Origin of the sequence: Alteromonas sp. MTD1 (assembly GCF_042848195.1) — a bacterium.
Lineage (GTDB): Bacteria > Pseudomonadota > Gammaproteobacteria > Enterobacterales > Alteromonadaceae > Alteromonas.
Window position 1 is genome coordinate 19406 of record NZ_BTGG01000002.1, and the last position, 22594, is coordinate 41999.

General features: G+C 44.0%; 20 protein-coding genes. 12 read left to right on the plus strand and 8 right to left on the minus strand.

Translation table 11 applies throughout. From position 1 onward, the window contains the following. Positions 1–154: 154 nt before the first annotated feature. Positions 155–2635, plus strand: coding sequence for a DUF5916 domain-containing protein (locus ACGHAV_RS02725; protein ID WP_390376110.1), 2481 nt, complete (start codon positions 155–157; stop codon positions 2633–2635). A 25-nt stretch (positions 2636–2660) separates the two neighbouring features. Here ACGHAV_RS02725 and ACGHAV_RS02730 read toward each other — a convergent pair whose 3' ends face one another. Then, a complete protein-coding gene (locus ACGHAV_RS02730) occupies positions 2661–3287 on the minus strand; it encodes an RraA family protein (RefSeq protein ID WP_390376113.1) in 627 nt (208 codons plus the stop codon). 332 nt (positions 3288–3619) lie between these two features. Between ACGHAV_RS02730 and ACGHAV_RS02735 the strand changes: the two genes are divergently transcribed. Together ACGHAV_RS02735 and ACGHAV_RS02740 are read left to right on the plus strand one after the other, a co-directional pair. Next, entirely contained in the window at positions 3620–5686 is a 2067-nt protein-coding gene (locus tag ACGHAV_RS02735; protein WP_390376116.1) for a M13 family metallopeptidase, read from the plus strand. 100 nt (positions 5687–5786) lie between these two features. Beyond that, positions 5787–6467: a lysoplasmalogenase gene (locus ACGHAV_RS02740; protein WP_390376119.1), complete on the plus strand. Its 681-nt coding sequence runs from the start codon at positions 5787–5789 to the stop codon at positions 6465–6467. Here the strand turns inward: ACGHAV_RS02740 and ACGHAV_RS02745 are convergent. From ACGHAV_RS02745 to ACGHAV_RS02765, 5 genes are all read right to left on the minus strand, one after another. Further along, positions 6456–6854, minus strand: a complete 399-nt coding sequence (locus ACGHAV_RS02745; protein WP_390376122.1) for an ACT domain-containing protein — start codon at positions 6852–6854, stop codon at positions 6456–6458. The genes ACGHAV_RS02740 and ACGHAV_RS02745 overlap by 12 nt on opposite strands. 38 nt (positions 6855–6892) lie before the next feature. Next, positions 6893–8272: an ATP-dependent RNA helicase DbpA gene (dbpA, locus tag ACGHAV_RS02750; protein ID WP_390376125.1), complete on the minus strand. Its 1380-nt coding sequence runs from the start codon at positions 8270–8272 to the stop codon at positions 6893–6895. Beyond that, positions 8272–9597, minus strand: coding sequence for a substrate-binding periplasmic protein (locus ACGHAV_RS02755; RefSeq protein ID WP_390376128.1), 1326 nt, complete (start codon positions 9595–9597; stop codon positions 8272–8274). Before ACGHAV_RS02755 ends, dbpA begins: the two co-directional genes overlap by 1 nt. After that, positions 9561–10613: a dihydroorotase gene (gene pyrC / locus ACGHAV_RS02760; protein ID WP_390376130.1), complete on the minus strand. Its 1053-nt coding sequence runs from the start codon at positions 10611–10613 to the stop codon at positions 9561–9563. Before pyrC ends, ACGHAV_RS02755 begins: the two co-directional genes overlap by 37 nt. Positions 10614–10725: 112 nt before the next feature. Continuing rightward, positions 10726–11223 (minus strand): lipocalin family protein, encoded by a 498-nt coding sequence (locus tag ACGHAV_RS02765; protein ID WP_390376979.1) that lies wholly within the window; start codon positions 11221–11223, stop codon positions 10726–10728. Positions 11224–11420: 197 nt separating this feature from the next. Between ACGHAV_RS02765 and ACGHAV_RS02770 the strand changes: the two genes are divergently transcribed. Further along, positions 11421–11804, plus strand: a complete 384-nt coding sequence (locus ACGHAV_RS02770) for a VOC family protein (protein ID WP_390376133.1) — start codon at positions 11421–11423, stop codon at positions 11802–11804. Here the strand turns inward: ACGHAV_RS02770 and ACGHAV_RS02775 are convergent. Beyond that, positions 11792–12613 carry a mechanosensitive ion channel family protein gene (locus tag ACGHAV_RS02775; RefSeq protein WP_390376135.1) on the minus strand — a complete coding sequence of 274 codons (822 nt, stop codon included), beginning with the start codon at positions 12611–12613 and terminating at the stop codon, positions 11792–11794. The two genes, ACGHAV_RS02770 and ACGHAV_RS02775, sit on opposite strands and share 13 nt — an antisense overlap. Positions 12614–12954: 341 nt before the next feature. Here ACGHAV_RS02775 and ACGHAV_RS02780 point away from each other — a divergent pair, with 341 nt between their 5' ends. Both ACGHAV_RS02780 and ACGHAV_RS02785 read left to right on the plus strand, forming a co-directional pair. Next, the gene (locus ACGHAV_RS02780) at positions 12955–14904 is read left to right on the plus strand and encodes an amylosucrase (protein ID WP_390376138.1); all 1950 of its coding nucleotides are present in this window, start codon (positions 12955–12957) and stop codon (positions 14902–14904) included. Positions 14905–15237: 333 nt separating this feature from the next. Continuing rightward, positions 15238–15450, plus strand: coding sequence for a hypothetical protein (locus ACGHAV_RS02785; RefSeq protein ID WP_390376141.1), 213 nt, complete (start codon positions 15238–15240; stop codon positions 15448–15450). A 131-nt stretch (positions 15451–15581) separates the two neighbouring features. On the opposite strand, the gene folE is transcribed toward ACGHAV_RS02785, so the two are convergent. Then, a complete protein-coding gene (folE, locus tag ACGHAV_RS02790; RefSeq protein WP_390376144.1) occupies positions 15582–16268 on the minus strand; it encodes a GTP cyclohydrolase I FolE in 687 nt (228 codons plus the stop codon). Positions 16269–16425: 157 nt separating this feature from the next. On the opposite strand from folE, the gene folM reads away from it, so the two are divergent. The 6 genes from folM (at position 16426) to ACGHAV_RS02820 (ending at position 22560) form a co-directional block, all read left to right on the plus strand. Further along, a complete protein-coding gene (gene folM / locus ACGHAV_RS02795; protein ID WP_390376147.1) occupies positions 16426–17133 on the plus strand; it encodes a dihydromonapterin reductase in 708 nt (235 codons plus the stop codon). A gap of 103 nt (positions 17134–17236) precedes the next feature. Beyond that, a complete protein-coding gene (locus tag ACGHAV_RS02800; RefSeq protein ID WP_390376149.1) occupies positions 17237–17785 on the plus strand; it encodes a hypothetical protein in 549 nt (182 codons plus the stop codon). Further along, positions 17785–19803: an alpha/beta hydrolase family protein gene (locus ACGHAV_RS02805; RefSeq protein WP_390376152.1), complete on the plus strand. Its 2019-nt coding sequence runs from the start codon at positions 17785–17787 to the stop codon at positions 19801–19803. The genes ACGHAV_RS02800 and ACGHAV_RS02805 overlap by 1 nt, the downstream gene beginning before the upstream one ends. A gap of 160 nt (positions 19804–19963) precedes the next feature. Beyond that, on the plus strand, positions 19964–21028 hold the full coding sequence (locus ACGHAV_RS02810) for an agmatine deiminase family protein (RefSeq protein ID WP_390376155.1): 1065 nt from the start codon (positions 19964–19966) through the stop codon (positions 21026–21028). Then, positions 21015–21908, plus strand: a complete 894-nt coding sequence (locus ACGHAV_RS02815; RefSeq protein WP_390376158.1) for a carbon-nitrogen hydrolase — start codon at positions 21015–21017, stop codon at positions 21906–21908. Before ACGHAV_RS02810 ends, ACGHAV_RS02815 begins: the two co-directional genes overlap by 14 nt. A 250-nt stretch (positions 21909–22158) precedes the next feature. Further along, complete coding sequence (locus ACGHAV_RS02820) at positions 22159–22560, plus strand: hypothetical protein (RefSeq protein WP_390376161.1); 402 nt, start codon at positions 22159–22161, stop codon at positions 22558–22560. The last annotated feature ends 34 nt before the right edge of the window (positions 22561–22594 follow it).

A 22594-nucleotide genomic window follows, 5' to 3' on the forward strand; every position in this document is an offset into this window, starting at 1 on the left:
CCGTGCAGGAATATTTGTGTTTATAAACAAAGCGCAAGGATAAACACGCTAAGTTTTCGTTTATTTGCGATTAACCTGCTTTAGCAAATGCAGGGTTTTGTCCATACTTTGCGCGCACAAGAATTAAAACTAAAAACAAGTGACATCATTTTTCATGGACACCATGCTTTTTCCGCCAACGCGTTGGCAAAACAAAATTCGCTCAACCGCTTTATGTATTGCCTTTTGCGCCCTGCTTGCATCAACGCAAGTTAATGGGGCCTTAGACATTCAACTTCAATCTTCGCAACAAGTGTCGCAACAATCCTCTCAGCTATCTTCTCAACAGGGCTCCTCGGCGCCTCCAACAGTAGTGACCGAAAACCTCGATGATGACAAGGACAACGGCAGCGAACGTACCGACAGTCTAATAGTACCTTTTCTGGCGCAAAAAATAGAGCTGGATGGCATTATCGATGAAGATGCGTGGAATGACGCGGCGAAAATACCGTTAAACTACGTAACACGCCCCTTTGAAAATACAACGCCGCCAGTTCAAACCACTGCGCGCATTTTTGAAAACGGCGAAAATATTTATATTGCGTTTACGGCCCAGGATAACGATGCCTCTCAAATACGCGCATTGTTTCGAGACAGAGACAGTGTGTGGGATAACGACCTTGTAGGGGTAAAAATAGATACCTTTGGTGACAGCCGATTGTCGTATCAATTCTTCGTTAACCCACACGGCATCCAGTCTGACGCCATTGAAAATCAAATGACCCGCAGTGAAAGCGATAGCTGGAATGCCATTTGGGACGCCGAAACACAGCTTACCGACGAAGGCTATACGGTAGAGATTGCGCTCCCCTTTCGCATAATGAATTTTATCAACAGCAATGGCCCAAAGCAGTGGCGCGTTGAATTCGTGCGCTTTTATCCACGCGATAACAATTTGCGTATCTCTAATAGACCTGTAGACCGGAACAATTCTTGTAACCTTTGTCAGATGGGTAAAATGGAAGGCTTTGCCTCTGCCAAGCAAGGCAAGAATTTGTCTATTACACCCTATGCGGTGGCGGGTTATGCTCGAAATCGTGCAGCAAACACAGCTCCATCGAACGACTGGCAATATCAGAACAATCAGGAAGTAGGTGTAGACATTAACTGGGGTATTTCATCAGATATGCTGCTTCAGGCAACGGTTAACCCTGACTTTTCTCAAGTAGAAGCCGACGCAGGACAGTTAGGCATTAACAACCCTTTCGCACTCTTTTTCCCTGAGCAACGCCCTTTCTTTTTAGAGAACGCGGACTTCTTTAGCACGCAATACGATTTGGTTTACACACGAAACATTGGTGCACCCGATTTAGGTACTAAATTAACGGGCCGAGTAAATAACCACACCTTTGGTATTTTGGCCGCAAATGATGAAAGTACCACGTTTCTAGTCCCGGGAAACTTAGGTTCAAGCGTGGCAAGGCTCGATCAAGAAAGTACTAATATTGCGGCACGCTACCGCTACGACATATCAGACGATTTATCTGTGGGCGCCATTGTTACAGGTCGTCATGCCGACGATTATCACAATATAGTAACTGGCCTTGATACTCGCTTTCAAATTACACCAAGCGACACGCTTCGCATGCAGGTACTTCGTTCAGATACACAATATCCGAATCAGTTGTTTCAGGATTTTTGCCGCAACGACTGCAGTGAAGACACAGACAAAAGCGAAATTACACTGCGTACTCAGCAAGACGACGACTTTGCTGGCAGCACATACAAAATTGACTACCGCCACGAAGAGCGTGAGTGGTACATGTACGCCAATAGAACAAGCACACAAGCCGACTTTCGTGCTGATTTAGGTTTCGAAAGCACGGTAGATCGACACAAAAGCGTGTTAGGCGGCGGTTTAGTATGGTGGAAAGATAACGCGTGGTGGAACCGATTTGAGTTTTGCGGCGACTGGGATATTACGCATAACGATAACGGCGAGTTAATAGAGCGTGAAGTGCAGGCTCAAGTAGAGCTAAATGCTGCTTATCAGAGTTATTTTAACTTCCAGTGGGTTAAACGAGATACCGTAGGCTTGAGACAAAATGGCGCAAGCTTAGCCATAGACGGTAACACCACACGCTTTACCGAAGAGCAGTTTTCGTTTTATTTCGAAGCGCAGCCTAACCGTACCGTTTATTTCGAAAACTTTGCACGAATTGGCGACCGAATTGATTTGCGTAACAACCGTTTGGGAGATCAAATTCTACTTGAGCCTTCAATTACGCTGAATTTGGGTAACCATTTAGAAGCATCTGTCTCGCATGAATACAACAGAATAGACGTAAATAACGACATGCTGTTTACCGCTAACTTAACTGATTTACGATTGAGCTATCAATTTAGCGCCAAACAGTTTGTGCGTTTAGCACTTGTGTACGCCGACGTTAAACGCAACACCGATAACTATTTAGTGCAGGTAGATGCCCGTGACCGAAGCCTGGGCACACAACTAATTTACTCATACATGATAAACCCGTTGTCACGCCTTTTTGTTGGCTACGGCGATTCGGCCTTTGCTGATGATGAGAACCCCGGCTTAATGCGCACCGAGCAAGCGGTATTTATGAAATTTAGCTACGCGTGGCTATATTAGCGTACGCGTAAACTCAACTTCACCGTTAGCTATCTTCAAACCCCAGCGAAGCAAGCGTAGATTCTACTTTTTCTGAGTGCTGCGCTTGCCACTGTGAGAGTGACATAGCCTCGTCTTTGTCAGCGCGTGCTTTCGCAATTTCGAACGCAGATGCAGCTTGAGCTTGTGGAATCACGGCAACACCCTCTTCATCTGCAATAATGATGTCTCCAGCATTTACCGTTACGCCGCCACACTGAATAGGCTGATTAAGCGGCGAGACACATTTTTTAGCGCCGGGCTTTGGTACTACTCCACGGGCAAACACAGGAAACTTGTTTTCACGCGTTTCGGCCAAGTCACGAATAACACCATCAATAACAAACCCTTTAATGCCTCGTGATTGCGCAATAGCACACACGTTTCCACCAGCGACTGCAAATTTATCATCAGCTTGCACCACAATAATATCGCCCGGGCTTGCTCGATAAATGGCAGCATGCAGCATTAGATGGTCGCCTGGCTCGCACTTTACAGTAAAAGCAGGGCCTGAAATACGAGGCATACCTTGCCATAGCGGTTTAATGACGTAATCCATAAACTGCTCTCGTGGCAAGGCATCGGCATACTCACAGGGCGAAATAGAATCAAACGGTAGCTTCTGCTCAGACATAAGGTTTTCCTTGTATTCATGCATGCTTAAATAAAGCTAAAGCCACTATAGCGAATTACGCATTACAAGTTGTTACAAGCTGTGTATTTTCACCATAAACACTTTTTCTATTACCCCTTACATGCTACAAATTAAGCCAGCCAAATGCCGTAAGTAGGCAAGTATTACAGATGTGCCGCAGCAACGATCTGCCGCAATAATGTGTAGCAGCATTATTAGCAATAAAGTGCACATCGGCTTACTAGGCTCGAGCAACAAAACAAAAAGTCAGAGAATGGGTAATACGCCTATTACTTCTAGACAGATAAGATTGAAAAAAGGAACCTCACACCATGTTACGAAGCGTTTTAAGCTTAAGCGTGGCACTCGCGTTAACCGCGTGTAGCCCTCAAACTCCCCCCCCTGAACAACAAACTGAAGCTCCCAAAGAAGCGGCACAACAGCAAACGTTGTCATCAGGTATTATTAAAGAAAACATGGACTTGTCTGTAGACCCAGGTGATGACTTTTTCAGTTACGTAAATGGAAAATGGTTTGATAATTTCGAAATTCCGGCTGATAAGTCGAGCTATGGTTCGTTCGTCATTCTTCGCGATGAAGCGCAAGACCACGTAATGGATATTATTAAGTCTTCAGCAGAAGGCGATTTCAAAGTGGGCAGTGACGAGCAGAAAGTGGGTGACTTTTATCGTGCTTACATGGACATGGAAAACCGCAATGCCCTTGGCACAACACCGCTTAAGCCAGAACTTGAAAAAATTGAAGCCATTGAAGACTATACCGACCTTGCCGAATATTTTGCTTACGCGGCGCGATACGGTTATGGCACACCATTTAGCCTAACTCAATACCCAGACTTAAAGTCACCAAAAGAGTATTTGATGTACACATGGCAGTCAGGTTTAGGTCTTCCTGAACGTGAGTACTATTTCAAAGATGACGAAGCTTCTCAAACAATACGCGATGCATACGTAAAACACATTCAAACCATGTTTGAGATTGCTGGTTTTGATGCACCAGAAGCCAGCGCAAAAATGCTTTTCGATTTAGAAACACAAATTGCTCAGCTTCATATGAAAAAAGAGCAAGCACGTAATTTTGCCGCTAACTATAACAAGTTAACCATCGACGAGCTTAAAGCGCTAATGCCGAATTTCGCGTGGGACGCCTATTTAGCGCAAGCGGAAGTAACAGATATTCCAGCACTTGGTATTTTGCAAAAAGATTACATGCAAAACATAGATGGTTTGATTAAAGAAACTGCATTGGAAGATTGGAAGACATTTCTTCAGTGGGGGTTACTAAATGCGTCAGCAACGCGTTTAAACGCTGAGCTAGATGAAGCAAACTTTAACTTCTACAGCAAAGTCCTTCGCGGTGTTGAAGAGCAGCAACCGCAGTGGCGCAGAGCAGTAAGCTTGTCGAATGCTCACGTGGGCGAGCTTATTGGCAAGGTTTACGTTAAACAGCATTTCCCACCTGAAGCGAAAGAGCGCATGATGGAAATGGTGAATAACCTGCTTCTTGCTTACAAAGAAAGTATTGAAAACCTTGATTGGATGACAGACGAAACACGTGCACAAGCGCTTGATAAGCTCTCTAAGTTCACCGTAAAAATTGGCTACCCAGACGAGTGGAAAGACTACACTGCACTTACAGTAAATGCGTCTGACTTGTTCGGAAACCTTAAGCGTTCAAGCGATGTAAATTATGAAGAGATGCTTAAAAAGCAAGGTGGCCCGGTATGGACACACGAATGGGGTATGACGCCACAAACGGTAAACGCTTACTACAACCCACCGCTTAATGAGATTGTATTCCCAGCTGCTATTTTACAGCCGCCATTTTTCGACATGAATGCCGAAGATGCGGTTAACTATGGTGGTATAGGCGCGGTAATTGGCCATGAAATTGGTCATGGTTTCGATGACTCAGGCTCTACGTTTGACGGTGACGGCGTACTGCGCAACTGGTGGACAGATGCCGATCGCGGCGAGTTCGAGGCGCGTACTGCTAACCTTATTCAACAGTACAACGAATTTGAGGTACTGCCTGACCTTTACGTAAATGGCGAATATACCTTGGGTGAAAACATTGGTGACTTAGGTGGCATCAGCATTGCGCTTAAAGCATATCATTTGTCTTTAGAGGGTGAAGAAGCACCCGTGCTTGACGGCTTCACCGGCGACCAACGTGTATTCATTGGTTACGGTCAAGTATGGGCAAGCAAGTATCGTGAAGAAGCGTTACGTAGCCAAGTGCAAACTGATACGCACTCACCAACTAAGTTCCGTACAAATGGTGCAGTACGTAACGTTCCAGAGTTTTACGAAGCGTTTAACGTAACTGAAGAAGATGCACTATATCTAGCACCTGAAGAGCGTGTGAAAATTTGGTAACACTACCAACGTGAAATAGTATGCGCTTTTAATCATAAGCGCATAAATTTAGCCCCTCATCTGCGGTTCAGGTGTGGGGCTTTTTATTAAAAGGCACATAATGAAAAAAAGAATAGCCGTGGTATATGCAGTACTGTCTAGTATTTACTTAGCATCATTGCTTTTTAGCCCCTATGCTTATCAATTCGTACTTAAGGCGCTTCCTGTAGCATTGCTTACTTTAGCAGTGGTAAAGAGCACATCGGGTATGGCTCGTGTGGTGTTAGCTTTTGCATTAATTTTTAGCTTGGCTGGAGATGTTGTGTTAGCGCTTCCTATCGAGCACAGCTTTTTAGCTGGTTTAGCATGCTTTTTCTTGGCACATGTCACCTACGTTTTATCATTTTATTGCCTCACAAAACGCGCAGATCATTTACAGCATACAAACGCATTTTCACCATTGGCTAAAGGGCTCATTAGCCTGTATGTGTTGATATTTGCACTCCTTATGGCGATGCATATTCTTCCTGAAGCTAATACACTTTTCTTTCCGGTACTCGCTTATATAAGTGTTATTTTAACCATGGGTTTAAGTGCAATATGGCTTAGTAATACGCGCTTGATTGTTGGTGGTGCGCTATTATTTATTGTCTCAGATGCAGTATTGGCGCAGTCTGTATTTCGTACGCCTTTGCCATTCTCGCCGTTTTTAGTCATGCTCACTTATTACGCTGCACAGTACTGCCTTGCTGTTGGCTTAATGGCGGCGTTTAACCCTAAAAGCGAAAAACTAGCGGCCTAGCTTTTCTAATACCTGTACCGCAAGGTCAACCTTATCAGCAGGTACGAAAATATGATCGTGGTAATAAGCAGCTACTACGTTCGCACTTATACCTGCGTCACCCAGCGCACGAGACATAGCGGCAGTCATACCCACAGCATCTAAACTTGAATGCACTTCACAGGTTATACAGCGAAAGCGCCCTTCAAAAGGTAGCGCAAAGCGCTGTGCCTCAGCGGCCGATATAATAAGCGTAGTGCCTTCACTCTCTTGAAACACCCCCTTGGCAGCGGCGATAAGCTCGCTACGCACTTTGGCTTTAGGAAGCGTTGTAAAAACGTAATCTTCTTTACTGGCTACTGGTGTTAGGTTTTTCAGTAGTATTTTCAAATCGGTTTCAGCAACCACGCTCAATGTCCTTTTGCGTTTTATGATAAGCGTATGAATTAAAGCTTTCTTGCTCTAATTCGCTTGCCCTTTATTTTGCCTTCTCTGAACTGCGCCATCGCTTTTTTCACACTGCGGGCTTTCACAGCCACAAAACTCATACTATTTTGAACGGCAATTTTACCTACGTCATCACCCGGTATTCCCGCATCTTTGGTTAATGCCCCCACTAAATCACCAGGACGAAGTTTTTGCTTTTTGCCCGCACTTAATGAAATACAAGTGAAATCTGGCTGCGTTATTTTATTTTTATGGAAACGTAGGCTTTGCGCGCCTTTAATTGGAATATCACTTTCTTGAAGCACTTCAATTTTTCGCAAGAAGTGCTCTTCCTCGTCACTTACCAAGGTGACCGCCATTCCCTTAGCGCCAGCGCGCGCGGTTCTTCCAATTCGATGAATATGCGTTTCGGGCTCTTCACTTACCGTGTAATTTATTACACATGCAACGTCGTCAATATCTAAACCACGCGCCGCCACATCCGTTGCTACCAATACTTGCAGCGCATCGCTAGCAAATTGCATTAATACTGCGGTTCTCGCAATTTGTTCCATGTCGCCTTGTAACCCAGCGGCGCTGAAGCCGTCTTCTTGAAGCGCTTCAACCACTTCGGTTACTTGCACTTTTCGATTACAAAAAACAATCGCGTTCTTAGGCTGATAATGAGTGAGCACTGCTTTTAGCGCCTGCGTGCGGGTGTGCGCTAAAACACTGTAACCTAGTTGCGTGATCGCAGGCTTATTATCTTGCGCCTCTACTTTGCATGTAATAGGGTTTGATAGATACTGATTTGCTACGCGTTCAATTTGCTCGGTAAATGTGGCAGAAAACAATAAGGTTTGAACGCTGCTAGGCATTTGTCCGAAAATAATACGCAGGTCATCCTCAAAGCCCATATCTAACATTCTGTCGGCTTCATCTAATACGCGCAGTTTTACATTACTTAAATCGATACGACGCTTTTCCACATGATCCATTACACGGCCTGGCGTTCCCACAATAATATGAGGACTATGCTTAAGCGACTGGATTTGAGGACCCATGGGCTGTCCACCACACAATGTGGTTACCTTAACATTGCCTATTTCTTTGGCTGCCAATCTGCATTGCTCGGCCACTTGATCAGCGAGTTCGCGCGTTGGGCAAAGCATTAATACCTGCGTAGAAAAATTGCTTACTTCTATCATCTCTAAAGCGGGAATAACAAAGCAAAGTGTTTTACCACTGCCGGTTTGTGCTTGGCCTATTACATCTTTACCTTGCAGAGCGTCGGGAAGTGACTGTGCTTGAATAGGAGATAGCTGGTAAATGCCTTGGGCGTCTAGTGCTTTTACAATGGTGGGTTGTATATTGAGATGCTTGATTGTTTCAACTGTCATTAATTTGGGTTCCACAGGTGTACTACACCGTTTTCGGTATGATGAGCAATGCCAAAGTTCTGCGAGACCATTTCACTCCACGCAGAAAGCTGCTCATTATATTTTTTACTTTTTCTTGCCTTGGCTGAGGCAAGTTTCAGCTTCTCAAGCACTAACACGCACGTGTCGGTTTTAGACAGTGCCAAGTAAGCTGTAGAAATATCGTATTCACTGGTTAGCTTTATTGTCTCACATTTAAGCCCGTCAGGGTTACAACCAATATCAACAGCCCCCTGAGAACCGAACAGAACATCGATGTCATTTCTAAAAAGCCCATCCACCAGCGCTTGCCACGACTCATAGGCTTTCACCTGAAATCCCAAATCGAGAGCAATGTCATAACGATAATCTTGCGCTAGCGTGCCTACCCGATACGTTTTGGGTACATCTTGAATGGCAGCAAAGCGTGGCTTGTCGATACCAAATAAGCCATGCAAGTTCTTTGAGACTGGTGTCACCCAATGAAATACATCATCTCGTTCATCGGTTCGAATAACGGAAAAAACCAGCACATTCGACTTGGTAGTTGCTTCTTTTGCTATTCGTTTCCATGGCGCAGATAAAATGGCATCAGACATGCCCATTTCATGCAGTACTTCTCGAACAAAGTCTGCTGCAATGCCTTCTAACTCACCGCGCTCACTTAAATCGGAAAAAAGTGGCACCAAATCGGCTATCACCCACAAGTTTGATGTATCTGCATGTAACTCACCTACCAAACTAACTAACCCGTATTTTTCTGCGCTATTGGGAAAGTCTTTCGATAATTGCGCAATTAACGGTGATACCTGCGCATCAAATTCAGAAGACGTTTTAAACTCGCTGACTTTCTCGCTAAGCCACTCAGCATCTCGCAGACTATTGTCTGTTTTAGCGAGGGCAATATAGGCCACGCCAACGTCTTTTTCTTGGCTACCCGCATTGGGGGTACAAGCAAATAACTCGCTACATTCGTAGGCTAACATTGGCGAGATCCAATCATATTCAAGTTCGTTTTCTTTTGTTCTTACAAGGTTAAATATAATATGAGGCAGGTAGGCTTGCCCCTTTTGTTTTTGAGTTGCGCTTTTGCTTTCAAAAGAAACGGTTGGGGCAGCAGACAGCAATAAGCTTAAAGCAAACGCGTTAATTGAGTTAAGTTGCTCTGCAGGCACTATTGACTGTAGGTCATCAGAAAATGTATAGGTAAAAGATATACTTTTCGCCTGCAGAGCATGGCTCCACAGGCTGCTAGTGAAGAGGAAACAGACTAGAAGTAACTTTGAAACGCGTCGCGCAATTTCCATTGTAATGTTTGCCCCGCAAAAAATGGCACCATGTCGGTACCATCAGCTAAGGTCACTTGCTCTGGTACCGTCCACGATTCTTTGACTAATGTCATTGTAGTCGTATTTCTAGGTAAACCATAAAAATCAGCACCATAATGGCTTGCGAAGCCTTCTAGCTTATCAAGCACACCTAATTGCTCGAACACTTCTGCATAGAGCTCAATAGCCGACCACGCACTGTAACATCCTGCGCACCCACACGCGTTCTCTTTTTTATGTTTGGCATGCGGCGCAGAGTCGGTACCTAAAAAGAATTTTTTGTTACCGCTTGCTACCATCTCACGAAGTGCTTGTTGATGGGTATTACGCTTTAGTACAGGTAAACAGTAATTATGAGGGCGTACTCCACCAACTAGCAGGTCGTTTCTGTTAAGTAGCAAATGCTGTGGAGTGATTGTTGCGCCAACAAAGTCGCTCGCCTGAGCAACGAAATTGGCTGCATCAGAGGTAGTAATGTGTTCAAAAACCACTTTTAACTTGGGGAACGCTTCAACAATTGGGCCAAGGTGAAGATCAATAAACGCTTTTTCACGGTCGAAAATATCGATGTGGTGTTCAGTAACTTCACCGTGAATAAGCAATAATAACCCTTGTTCTTGCATAGCCTGAAACACAGGGTAAAGCGCTTGAATACCTTTCACTGCGGCATCTGAATTCGTGGTGGCCCCTGCAGGATAAAGCTTACATGCGGTAACCCCTGCTTTTTTTGCTTCAACAATATCTTGTGGCGTTGTTTGATTGGTTAAAAACAGCGTCATTAAAGGCTCGAAGTTACTGCCTTGTGGCCTTGCTGCTTCAATACGTGTTTTATAAGCCATGGCCATTTCTGCATTAACCACGGGCGGTACTAAGTTAGGCATAACGATGGCACGTTGGAAACAGCGCGCTGTTGCTGGAACAGTTTCGGCTAACATTTCATTGTCGCGAAAATGGAGGTGCCAATCATCGGGGGTAGTAATAGTAAGCGTTTGCATGCCTTAACTCTCTTAGTACTGTTTAAACAACGAAGATGCGCGCAATAATAGCACAATGGTGCCGCATGGCGCAGTTCTCCCCAAAACAAAAAGTACTTTTTAAATTAAAAAATTACGCTTTATCGTGTTCAACCCAAATGAGTTTATTTGTGTCATACCCTGCGTTTTTGGCAGTTTGTACAAGCGCCTCTACGGTTGCCTTGCTGATGTTTGGCGAGCGCGCCAAAATCCACAGAAAGTCTTTGTCTGGCCCGGTAATAAGTGCGTACTGATAGTCTTGCTTATCTAATTGCATTATCACGTAGCTGGCGTAGAACGGCCCAAAAAACGACACTTTTAAATGGCCAGTGCTGCTGTTGCCAACGAAATAAGCTTTGCCTTGCGCTTCATCCCAGCTACCCTCTTCTGCTGAGTACCCTCTGTTAATAACGCTTACACCGCCGTCATCGCGCATGGTGTAGGTTGCTGTAACATTCGAAAGCCCCTCTTCAAAGCTATGATCGAAACGCGCAATTTCGTACCACTTCCCCAAGTAGCGAGGAAGTTCAAAGTCTTGTACCGGGCTCACATTTGTGGGCACGCCCGTGCATCCAAATAAAAAGAAGCTCATCAAAGCTGCACTTGCTACTGACCTAACCACCAACCCGAATTTTTTCAGCATTTCTTCAACCTTTGTTTTCTAGTGCTTTTTGAAAATTACCAACTACTGTACGATGCAGGGCAATATCCGGCTTTATTTAACGTTAAAAATAAATGACAAAGCCTACAAAAATTCTTCGTTTTCATTGAATACTCAAGGACAACATTATGCTAAACGGCTTTCATCATGTAGCCATTATCTGCAGCGATTACCCACGCTCAAAGGCGTTTTACACTGACATACTGGGGTTTACTGTAATTGATGAGAATTATCGTGAAGCAAGAAAGTCTTACAAATGCGACCTAGCGCTACCTGATGGCAGTCAAATAGAGCTTTTTTCTTTTCCTGATGCGCCTAGTCGTCCATCACGACCAGAGGCTCAAGAGCTTAGACACCTTGCCTTTCAAGTAACAGACATAATGAGTGTTATTGATCTGCTAGAACAAAAAGGGGTGGCTTGCGAGCCAGCGCGAATTGATGAATATACGGGCAAGCAATTTACCTTTTTTCAGGATCCAGACGGACTACCGCTTGAGCTTTACGAGTCTTGAAGCATACGCACTTCCCGTTGAGGAAACGGAATTTCTACGTTTTCTCTCTGTAACGCGTTAAATATTGCCTGATTCAGCGCATAGCGAGTTTCAAAATGCTTAGTGGTTGGCGCCCATACGCGTACACCAAAATTAATGCTGCTGTCGCCGAAGTTATCAATACCGATAGTGGGTACTTTCTCGTCAGAGATTCCTTCTACGCTTTGCACCGCTTGCGTAATGATACTTGCAACATTATCAACGTCACTTGAATAAGCTACACCTATCTCAAGCTCAATAAGCATTTGCTCGGCTGAATTTTGAAGGATCTCCCCCACAATGAGTTTATTAGGTATTTGAATGTGTACATTGTCTTCATCAATCAATATGGTGTAGGGCAACATTACCTTATCAACCACGCCAGAGACGCCCTGCACACGAATGGTGTCGCCTAAGACAAATGGGCGAGTGATGATGATGGTAAACCCAGCAGCATAATTTGCCAGCATACCTTGAATTGCTAAGCCAGCACCTAAGCCAATGGCGCCAACCGCTGCAATAAGAGGCGTGACGCTAATTCCTACGTTACCTAAAGCAATGATTGTCACGACCGCAAGAATAACGATTTTAACAGCACCGCCAGTGAATCGGCTAAGCGTTATATCGATATCTCGGTTTACCATAAGATTTTCAACTGCAGTGCCTATTTTAGTTGATAGCCACCAGCCGATAAGAAAAATAAACAACGCCCCAACAATTTGGAAGCTGTACGTCACAGCAAATTCGATGAGGGTGTCATAAAGTACTTGGGCTTGTTCTAATTGTTCCATTCAGATACACAGATAATGCAGTTGAGACTAATGTCGAGAATAAACAACTGTGTCTTTCTAAACAACACTGCTTCTTTCAACCACATGCTTTTTTTAGCCACACGGCCTTTCTCAAAAACAGTCTTTGAAACATGACAAGCATTTACACTGTGCTGTTTAGATACAACTTCGCGCATGTAGACCTGTTTTTTAAAATTTATGAAGGAAAATATTTGCACCTCAAGCTTAATCGTTTAAGATAATTGTTAATAGTTGTTAACATATGCTTAAGACCAGCAAAAAATTGTTTGTGTCTTTTAAAAGCCATAACCGCTTGATGGCCAAGCGATTGCGAGTAACTTATGAATTATGCTGCCGACAGTAACGTTTGTTTAAACCGTATATTGGCTTCTACGGATTTATCTGATCTTTCAAAGAAAGATGCAGCGTTATTTACGCGCCGATTAAAAGCGCATTTTCCCACGTTGTTTCAAAAGTACACACACGTGTATGGTCATCAATACGATTGCTATTTCCACCTACAGCAGCTTGTCGGCATTCTTAAAGATGGCATAAAAAACCGCAAGCCAGCGCTAAAAGCGCTAGATGTTAGCCGACTCGAAAACCCGTTGTGGTATCGCGATGAAAGCCAAGTGGGTATGGCCGCCTATGTTGATTTAATGGGTCCAACGCTTAAAGACCTTCACGACCGTATTCCCTACTACAAAGCTCTAGGCATAACTTATCTGCATTTAATGCCGCTATATGATGCACCAAAAGGCGACAGTGATGGCGGTTACGCAGTAAGTGATTATCGCAAAGTTAATCCAGCGCTTGGTACTATCAAAGAGCTTGAGAAGCTTGCGACTGCCCTGCAGAAAGAAGGGATTAATTTGGTACTCGATTTTGTGTTCAATCACACTTCAGATGAGCACCGATGGGCTAAAGCTGCCCTCGCAGGTGATGAACAATACCAAAATTATTACTACCTGTTTGATGACAGGACCTTACCCGATCAATATGAGCAAACGTTAAGAGAGATATTTCCGCAGGTTCGTCGAGGAAGCTTCACCTACAACGAAACCATGGAGAAATGGGTATGGACCACATTTAACAGTTTTCAGTGGGATTTGAATTACAGCAATCCAGAGGTCTTCAACGCCATTACGGCAGAAATGCTGTTTCTCGCTAATATCGGTTGTGCAGCACTACGCTTAGATGCACTTGCTTTTATATGGAAAGAACTTGGCACTAATTGCGAAAACCAAGACAAAGCACATGTGCTAATACAAGCCTTTAACAGCTGTCTTCAAATAGCTGCTCCTGCAGTGGTGTTTAAGTCAGAAGCCATTGTGCACCCTGACGAAGTGGTAAAGTACATCGATAAAGACGAGTGTCAGTTATCTTATAACCCGTTGTTGATGGCGTTGTTATGGAATTCTTTGGCAACGCGTAAAACTCGCCTGTTAACGCGTTCAATGAAGAAAAGTTTTCCAATTTCTGATGAATGCACATGGGTTAACTATGTTCGCTGTCACGATGACATTGGCTGGACTTTCGATGATGCGGTGGCGCAAGAACTTGGCATCAATTCATTTGATCATCGTTATTTCTTAAATCAGTTTTACACGGGTCGATTTAGCGGAAGTTTTGCCAACGGTGTACCTTTTGCCGAGAATCCTTCAAACGGTGATTGTCGAGTATGCGGCTCGCTTGCATCATTATGCGGTCTTGAGGATGCGCTGAAAAATAACAATAAAGCGTCAATCGATGAAGCGGTTAAACGCATGTTGCTGCTTTACGGTATAACGTTTAGCGTTGGTGGCATTCCGCTGCTGTATTCTAGTGACGAGATTGCCAAACTGAATGACTACAGCTACCGCAATGACGATGCTAAAAAACACGACGATCGATGGGTGAATCGCATTGCCGTTACGCAAAGCGATACCGCGTTGGCACTTGCACCAGAGCGCGCAAAAACCCTTCAAGAAAAAGCCAGCATTGATGTGTTTCAAGGTCTTCAGCACATGCTGAATATTAGAAAGTCGAATGCGATTTTTGGGCACGCCAAAACACACATTCTCGAATCAGGAAATCAGCATTGCTTTGCATTTCTTCGTGAAGGGCAACAGAGCGAAAAATTATTGGTTTTGTGCAATTTTAGCGAGCACCAACAGCAGGTAAACGGCGCAATTTTAAATGCAGTTCATCATCAGGATTGCGATGACCTTTTAACCAGTTCACGAGTTAATGGTAAGAGTGCATCCATCAGTTTAGCGCCCTATCAGCAAATGTGGCTTCATGTAAAATAATGCTTTTGTTGTGCTGTTTACGCTGTGTTTAGTCTGCATAAACAGCACTTATTCTCTGTTTTTCACCGCCGAATTTAGCACATCTTTACCGTTCAAAAAACTAACAAACAGTTAAATTCTAAGTCTTCCAATTACTTATCAAATTTTTACTGTATTTATCAGCAGTAATGTAAATACCCTCTATACTTACCGTAAGCAAATAGAGTTGCTTTGGTGTTTTGTATTTAGCTAGCGCATGCTACTTTTTATGACGTTTACATGACGTTAAGACGTGCGCTCCTGACAAAATCGATACGGCTAAAACGCTGAGTCATACGGAAATGTAAACAAGCAATGGATAAGACTATGCAAAGTAGTGATGCTTTGGAGTATATGTGCCCCTACTGCGGTGCAATAAATAATTTTGAACGCACGGCAATACGAGATATGTATCATGAGCAGGAAACGTCGTGCGACTGCTGCAAAAAAGTGCTGGGTTTAACGCCTGCAAACGGTATTGGCGGAAGAATAAACTTAATTATCGAATCTTTAGAAGCGGAGAAATGAAACGCCGCTGTGCGTATGTGCGTAATAGGTTGCGTTTAAAAAACGACTCTACAGGAATAAAAAAGCCGCTCTGTGAGCGGCTTTTTTGCAATCGAATATTCTCAAACACTATTGATGCTTGGTAAAAAAAACTATTTCGCGAAGAACTCTCGCTTGAGATCTGCGTCTGTAAGGAATCGACCGCCAAGTGCCGTTGTCTTAGTGTACGAATTCGTATCGCGAATACCACGCGCTTTCACACAGTAGTGCGTGGCGTTAATGCTTACGGCAACATCTTCTGTATTGGTCAATGCTTGAAGCGCTACCAACACCTGTTGCGTTAGACGCTCTTGTACCTGTGGACGCTGCGCAAAGAAACCTACAAGGCGGTTTATTTTGGATAAACCAATAACCGTATCTTTTGGAATATAAGACACAGTTGCAACGCCATCGATTGTCACAAAGTGGTGCTCGCATGTGCTAGTAAGGCTGATGTCACTTACCTGCACGGGCTGGTCGATTTGCATCTTGTTTTCAATGGCTGTTATTTTCGGAAATTTCAGATAATCAAGGCCGCTGAAGACCTCATTCACATACATCTTTGCAATTCGGTTTGGCGTATCGCACAAACTATCATCCGCCAGGTCTAAGCCAAGCGTTTCCATAACATCACGCATGGCACTTTCAATGCGCTTGCGCTTCTGCTCGTCTGACAAGCCATTTTCCGCCATAGGCGTTTCAAGACCTTTAGCTTCTAATGCATCACGTACGCGTTGTGCAGACTCTGAAATAGAGGGGTCTAGTGCATCACGCACAATTACCGCTTCTTTTGCTAACATGTGTTTTTCCGTTGTTACTTCTTTTTTGATCTTCTACGATTGCCAAGTCGTTACAGATCCATTACACGGCAACAAAACTTTTATTTAACGTCGTTGCTACCAATCGTGCACTTGGCACAAAATTACATAAACCGTTAATTTAATGAAGGAAATCATTTTGAGCGCACCCATACTAATTACAGGCGCAAGCCAACGATTAGGTTTAGCCATGGCAGAAAGCTTGCTCGACAATCATCAAAATGTGGTTGTTACTTACCGAACCAACAAACCTTCAGTTGCGAAACTTAAAGAAAAAGGCGCAACGGTTATATGCGCGGATTTTAGCACTGAGGAGGCTATTGATCGAGCAATTGATGAGATTAAGGCAATCAGTAATACCTATCGCGCCATTATTCACAATGCTTCTGATTGGGCACAAGAAAAAGACAGTAACAATAAACATGGGCTTATGGCACGCATGATGACCATACATGCCATTGCGCCTTATAGAATAAATCTCGCTTTAGAAGATGCTCTGCTTCGTTGCCCTGAAGGCGCAGATATTATTCACATGACAGACTACGTACAAGACACAGGAAGTGAAAAACATACTGCCTATGCAGCAAGCAAAGCAGCTTTGCACAACCTAACACTGTCTTTTGCTAAGAAATTGGCCCCGAAGGTAAAGGTAAACAGTATTGCGCCTGCACTACTTATGTTTAACGAGAACGACTCTGAGGAATACAAACAAAAGGCAATAAAGAAGTCGCTATTACAAACAGTTCCTGGCGCACAAGAAGCGGTAAAGGCTATGCATTACCTATTTGACAGCGACTACATAACAGGTCAAACGTTGCATTTAAACGGCGGGCGCCATTTGAAATAGCGATCGCGCTGCAACATTAAATTAGTAAAGCGGAGTTGAATAATTCATCAACAGCAAGTACCTTAGCGCGCTTGCAAAAATAGTTATCAAAGGAATGAAGTACGTGAAAGCTGTTATCGCTTATTTGCTCCTCTTGTTATCTGCTCCCACTTATGCAGATAGCGACATACCTCCTCTTGAAGCCGATGAAGGTTATGCCGTCATTGCTATTTACTCAAAAGGTTATTCTGAAAATATAGTGCTTGAAGGCAGTGGCTTAATGAACAGTCACAAGTTTGGGCCGCTAAACTATGAACAACACATTGAAGTAATGAAACTCCCTGCGGGTACCTACAGGTGGAGTGAAATATACGAGCGCACTGGCTCTGTTGCTCAAGGCAATATTCTAAAAATATATTACGACATAACTGATCAAGACCTCTCATTCACAGTTCAAGCGGGCAAGTTAAACTACGTAGGCCTGTTGATGATTGATAAAATGGGCATGACCATGCGTACACGGTTGCTCAATAGAACCTCCATTATTCTTAAGATACTTGAACAAGACCACTCGCCGTATCTAGAGCAATATCCATTGGTCAACGGCATCTATCCGAATGATCATTACATTGGCTTTTACCAATCGCATGCTAAGAAAGAAGGAGCCGAATAATGAAGCTTTTTATATCGTTGACGCTCGCTTTTATCCTCGCACTTTCAAGCGTTATTTCAATAACTCACGCAGCATCACTGACAGAAGAGCAAGCAAAACTAAAAGACTTTTTCAGGGGCGCTAAGTACAAGCTTTTCACGGTTAATCCTTCAGGTACGGCCGTTGCTTTCATAGAGCCAAAGCTACGCACCTACGACCTAATTATTTACGATTTGGTAAATATGAAAGCCGATGAGCCTATTACCTTCCAACGTGCTCAACAGCAGGTAAACCATCGCAACGGCATAATGTCTTGGGAAAATCACTTTAATAAAATTTACGAAATGAAGTGGCTATCTGATAATTTTCTTTCGCTACGTCAGCATTCCAACGATCGCTTCCATCGATATGTCTTAGTAGAGTTTGCAGACCGTACACCTGAAGGAAGCCCCGCGTTTAGATTGTCATTTATAAAACAAAATGGTTACTGGGTAGATACACTGCCAAATCAGCCCACTAAAGCAATTTACGCTAGTTATGAGCCCAATGAAGACTACGATTACCACGTAGACTTGTTTAAGCTCGACATTAGTAAAAAAATCACGAGAAGTGATTTCAGAAAAAAACTAAGACTGAATAAAAGCGGGCCGAAATTACATGAATGGATTTTTGATGCCAAAGGCTGGCGCTTAGCTGGGACACGTGAAGTTGGTCAAGTAACAGAACTATTTGCGCGTACAGGCTCGAAGCCCCGCAAGTATCGGTATAAAAAGGTGTTCACAACCAACGTCAACGACCATCTTAGTGTGGTAGGTGGCAACAAAGAGGGCACAGAGCTACTTGTACTTACCAATCACAATAGCGACAAGATAAAGCTAAAGCGCTTTAACATAGAGCAAATGAGCTTTACTGATACGGTTTTTGAGCATGATGCCTATGATTTAACCGGCGCAATTACGCACCCTGAAACAAAAGATGTTATTGGTGTTTCATTCGTTGAAAAAGGTATGACTAAACAAGTTTACTTTTCAGATGACTACAGCAAACTTGCCTCACGTTTGAAAAGCGCAAACGATATTGATGGCGTATATGCAATAGGTATGGATGCAAGTGGCGATAATATGATTTTTGTTGCTGACGACAGTGCCAACCCCGGCAAAACGTTTTATTACAATCGTCAAACCGATGCGTTTTCTCCTCTTATTGAGTTGTACCCTTGGCTTAACGAAAAGAATCTAGCCAAAACCAGGTTATTGCAGCTAGAAACTGAAGACGGCGTTACATTAGAAGCGTTCTTGACCATACCTGATGTAGAAAACCCACCATTAGTTGTTATCCCTCACGGTGGACCCATTGGGATAAGCGACTCGCGACATTACTCAGGTAACATACAGGTGTTGGTAGACGCGGGTTATGCCACATTGCAGGTAAACTATCGCGGCTCATATGGCTACGGTAAAGCTTTTCTTAAGCAAGGCATGCAGCAGTGGGGAAGACTCATTGAAGATGACATTGAACTTGCGCTTCAACACACCAAAGACAACTACCCTGTAAATAAAGACAAAGTCTGTATTATTGGTGGCAGCTACGGTGGTTACTCCGCGCTTTACAGTATAATTCGCTCGCCTGAGTTGTATGAGTGTGCTGCATCATTTGCAGGCGTTACCGACCTTGCGCTTCGCTTCCAACGCAGTGACTTGCAGGATGACGACACCGTTCGCGCGCTTACTGATATTATGGGCGACCCTACTACGCAGCAAAAGCAGCTCTTTAGCTATTCGCCGCTATATCAATACAAGAAGATTACTAAGCCCGTGTTTATTGCGCATGGCACCGACGATACCGTTGTTGATATAGAACACGCATATCGATTGCACTTTGCCATGAAAGACAGCGGCATCGATCACGAGTGGATGGTATTGGACGATGTCGGACACGGCTTTCATTACACACCGAATGCAGCAGTGTACTATCATGCGCTTATCAAGTTTCTCGATAAGCACCTAAAACAGTCTGCCGTTGTAGTAAACACAAACTAAAAGCCTCTTTGATAATCGCTAGTGCTTAAAAAACGCACTGTTAAGCACTAGCGGTAATCGTCACCGCCATTTAATTTCATCACGACTTTTCTTGGTTGCGTGCAATGCCCTCGTTATAATCTACGCTTTATTACTTCTTTAAGCTTGTTGGAATATTACTATGCTAGGCAACCGCACAATGGCGCCTGAGTGGCACGATATCGACGCAGTGATGTTGGCGTGGCCACATGTAAAAACAGATTGGGCTCCTTGGTTAGACGACGCTAGAGCTACATATATAAACGTAGTCTCCGCGGTTAATCGCAATAACGCAGGCGTTATTATGCTGTGCGCACCCGAAGATATAGAAAGCCTAAAAGCGCTGCTTCCTGAAAACGCTAAGGTACTTATTATTCCTGCGTCGTATAACGACACGTGGATGCGTGACTATGGCTTTATTACGTGCAAAGACACCGATGGCAGCGGCTCGCCTGTAGAATTCCGTTTTAATGGCTGGGGCAACAAGTTTGATGCTAGCGAAGATAACTTAGCCAACCAACGTTACCTTGCTGCACTTTGTAAGGCTGTACTACGCAGCAGTCCTGTGGTTGCAGAAGGTGGCGCACTTGAAATTGACGAAGAAGGTCACTTGTTAAGCACTGCCCAGTGTTTGCTTAATCCTGAGCGCAACGGCGATATGTCGTTAAGTGCTTATGCCGACGCGTTTAAAGACGTGCTTGGCTGCAACAAAGTGACCGTATTACAACATGGGCATCTTGAAGGTGACGACACTGATGGTCATATCGACACGCTAGTGCGCTTTACACCAAATAAAGGCTTAGTTATTCAAGCGTGTAACAACCGCCCACTTGATAGTCATTATGAAGGGCTTAAGGCGCTATGCGATGAATGTGCGCTTGAATTACCCGAGCACGCACAATTTCATTTGCCTTTGCCTTATATTGAAAACGAAGAGGGCGATAGGCTACCTGCGTCATACGCCAATTACCTAATATGCAACAACGCGATTCTACTGCCAGTTTACGGTGAGCACGAAGACGCGGAAGCGATACAAGTTGTACAAAAGGCGCATCCAAATCATATCGTCGAACCTATCGACTGCAGCGTGCTGATTAAACAATATGGCAGTTTGCATTGTATTTCTATGCAAGTACCCACAAATACGCTGAAAGAATCGATTATTGCCACCTTAGATAAAGGAGTGACACTACATGCGCCCAACTAAACTAAAAGTTGGTCTTGTTCAGCAGGCCGTTGCCGACAACGATAAAGTAACGAACTGGAATAAGAGTGCCGAACAAATCGCGAAGTTAGCAGCCGAAGGCTGCGAGTGTATTTTGTTGCAAGAGTTGCATAGCACGCTTTATTTCTGTCAGCAGGAAGATACGGATGCTTTTGACCTAGCCGAGCCTATTCCAGGCCCAGCCACTGAGTTTTTTGGTGAGCTTGCAGAAAAGCACAACATTGTATTAGTCACGTCACTTTTTGAAAAACGTGGCTCAGGGCTTTATCACAATACCGCTGTGGTGTTCGATAGAAGCAAAGAAATTGCGGGTAAATATCGCAAAATGCATATTCCAGACGACCCGGGCTTTTACGAGAAGTTCTATTTCACGCCGGGCGATATGGGCTTTACACCTATTGAAACTAGCGTGGGCAAATTAGGTGTCTTGGTATGTTGGGACCAGTGGTATCCCGAAGCTGCACGTCTTATGGCGATGGCAGGCGCCGACTTATTGTTTTACCCAACGGCAATTGGATGGGATTTAACCGACACTGATGACGAGCGAGCTCGCCAGCACGGCGCTTGGGAGACCATTCAGCGCGCGCATGCAGTGGCAAACTCGGTGCCGGTAATTGTAGCTAACCGCACAGGTTTTGAAGCATCACCTGTTGACGGCGACCCTGGTATTCAATTCTGGGGGCAAAGCTTTATTGCAGGCCCTCAGGGTGAAATATTGGCAAAAGCCGAGGCAGATGGCGAAACAACGCTATCGGTAGAACTTGATATGGAACGGACAGAAAAAGTAAAACGCATCTGGCCCTATTTCCGTGATCGCCGCATTGACGCTTACGACGACCTTACTAAGCGCTGGCGCGACTAAAGATTGCAGTACTAGTCAAGAACAGGGCTACTAACAAAAATGGGACCAAAGCGGTCCCATTTTTTTGTTTGCGTGAAACGTTATTTTTACTGTGGTCGTTTTAAGCTTCGACAAGAATGATGATGACTTGCTGTAAGCGCTTAATTGGTCGGGCTAGCATTGCACGGTAATCTGATCTTTGATAACGTCTGGGCGCTTTTTAAAAAGCACTAATCAGCGATAACAAGTATCTGCAATAAAAGGATTTTTTATGCGCAAATTGTATCTACCTCTCGTTTTATCAGTATTTTTAGGCGCGTGCGCAACTAAAGGCTCTGCGCCCTACCTTACTTCTGAACCGCTCGCTAAACCAGACAGCGTAAGTAATTACTGGGTATCAACAAACAACGAACAGCCACTAAAATATTTAACTTACGAGCAGAAGGAATCTTGCGCAGAGCAAAACATAATTGTGAAAACCAAGTATTTAATTGACTCTAATGGCGATGTTTTTAATGTAGAAATTATTGAAGCAAATACAGATGCTGCACTTCAGCGCCTGGTAGAAAAAAGTTTACAGAAAAGAGACTTTCAACCAAGTAAAAGTAACATTGCCTTACAGCCTGTAATCGCCTATTCAAAACTTGAAATGAAGTGCGAGCAGGAAGCGTAAAGCGCTTTAACTCGCTACACAAACTCGCTATAAG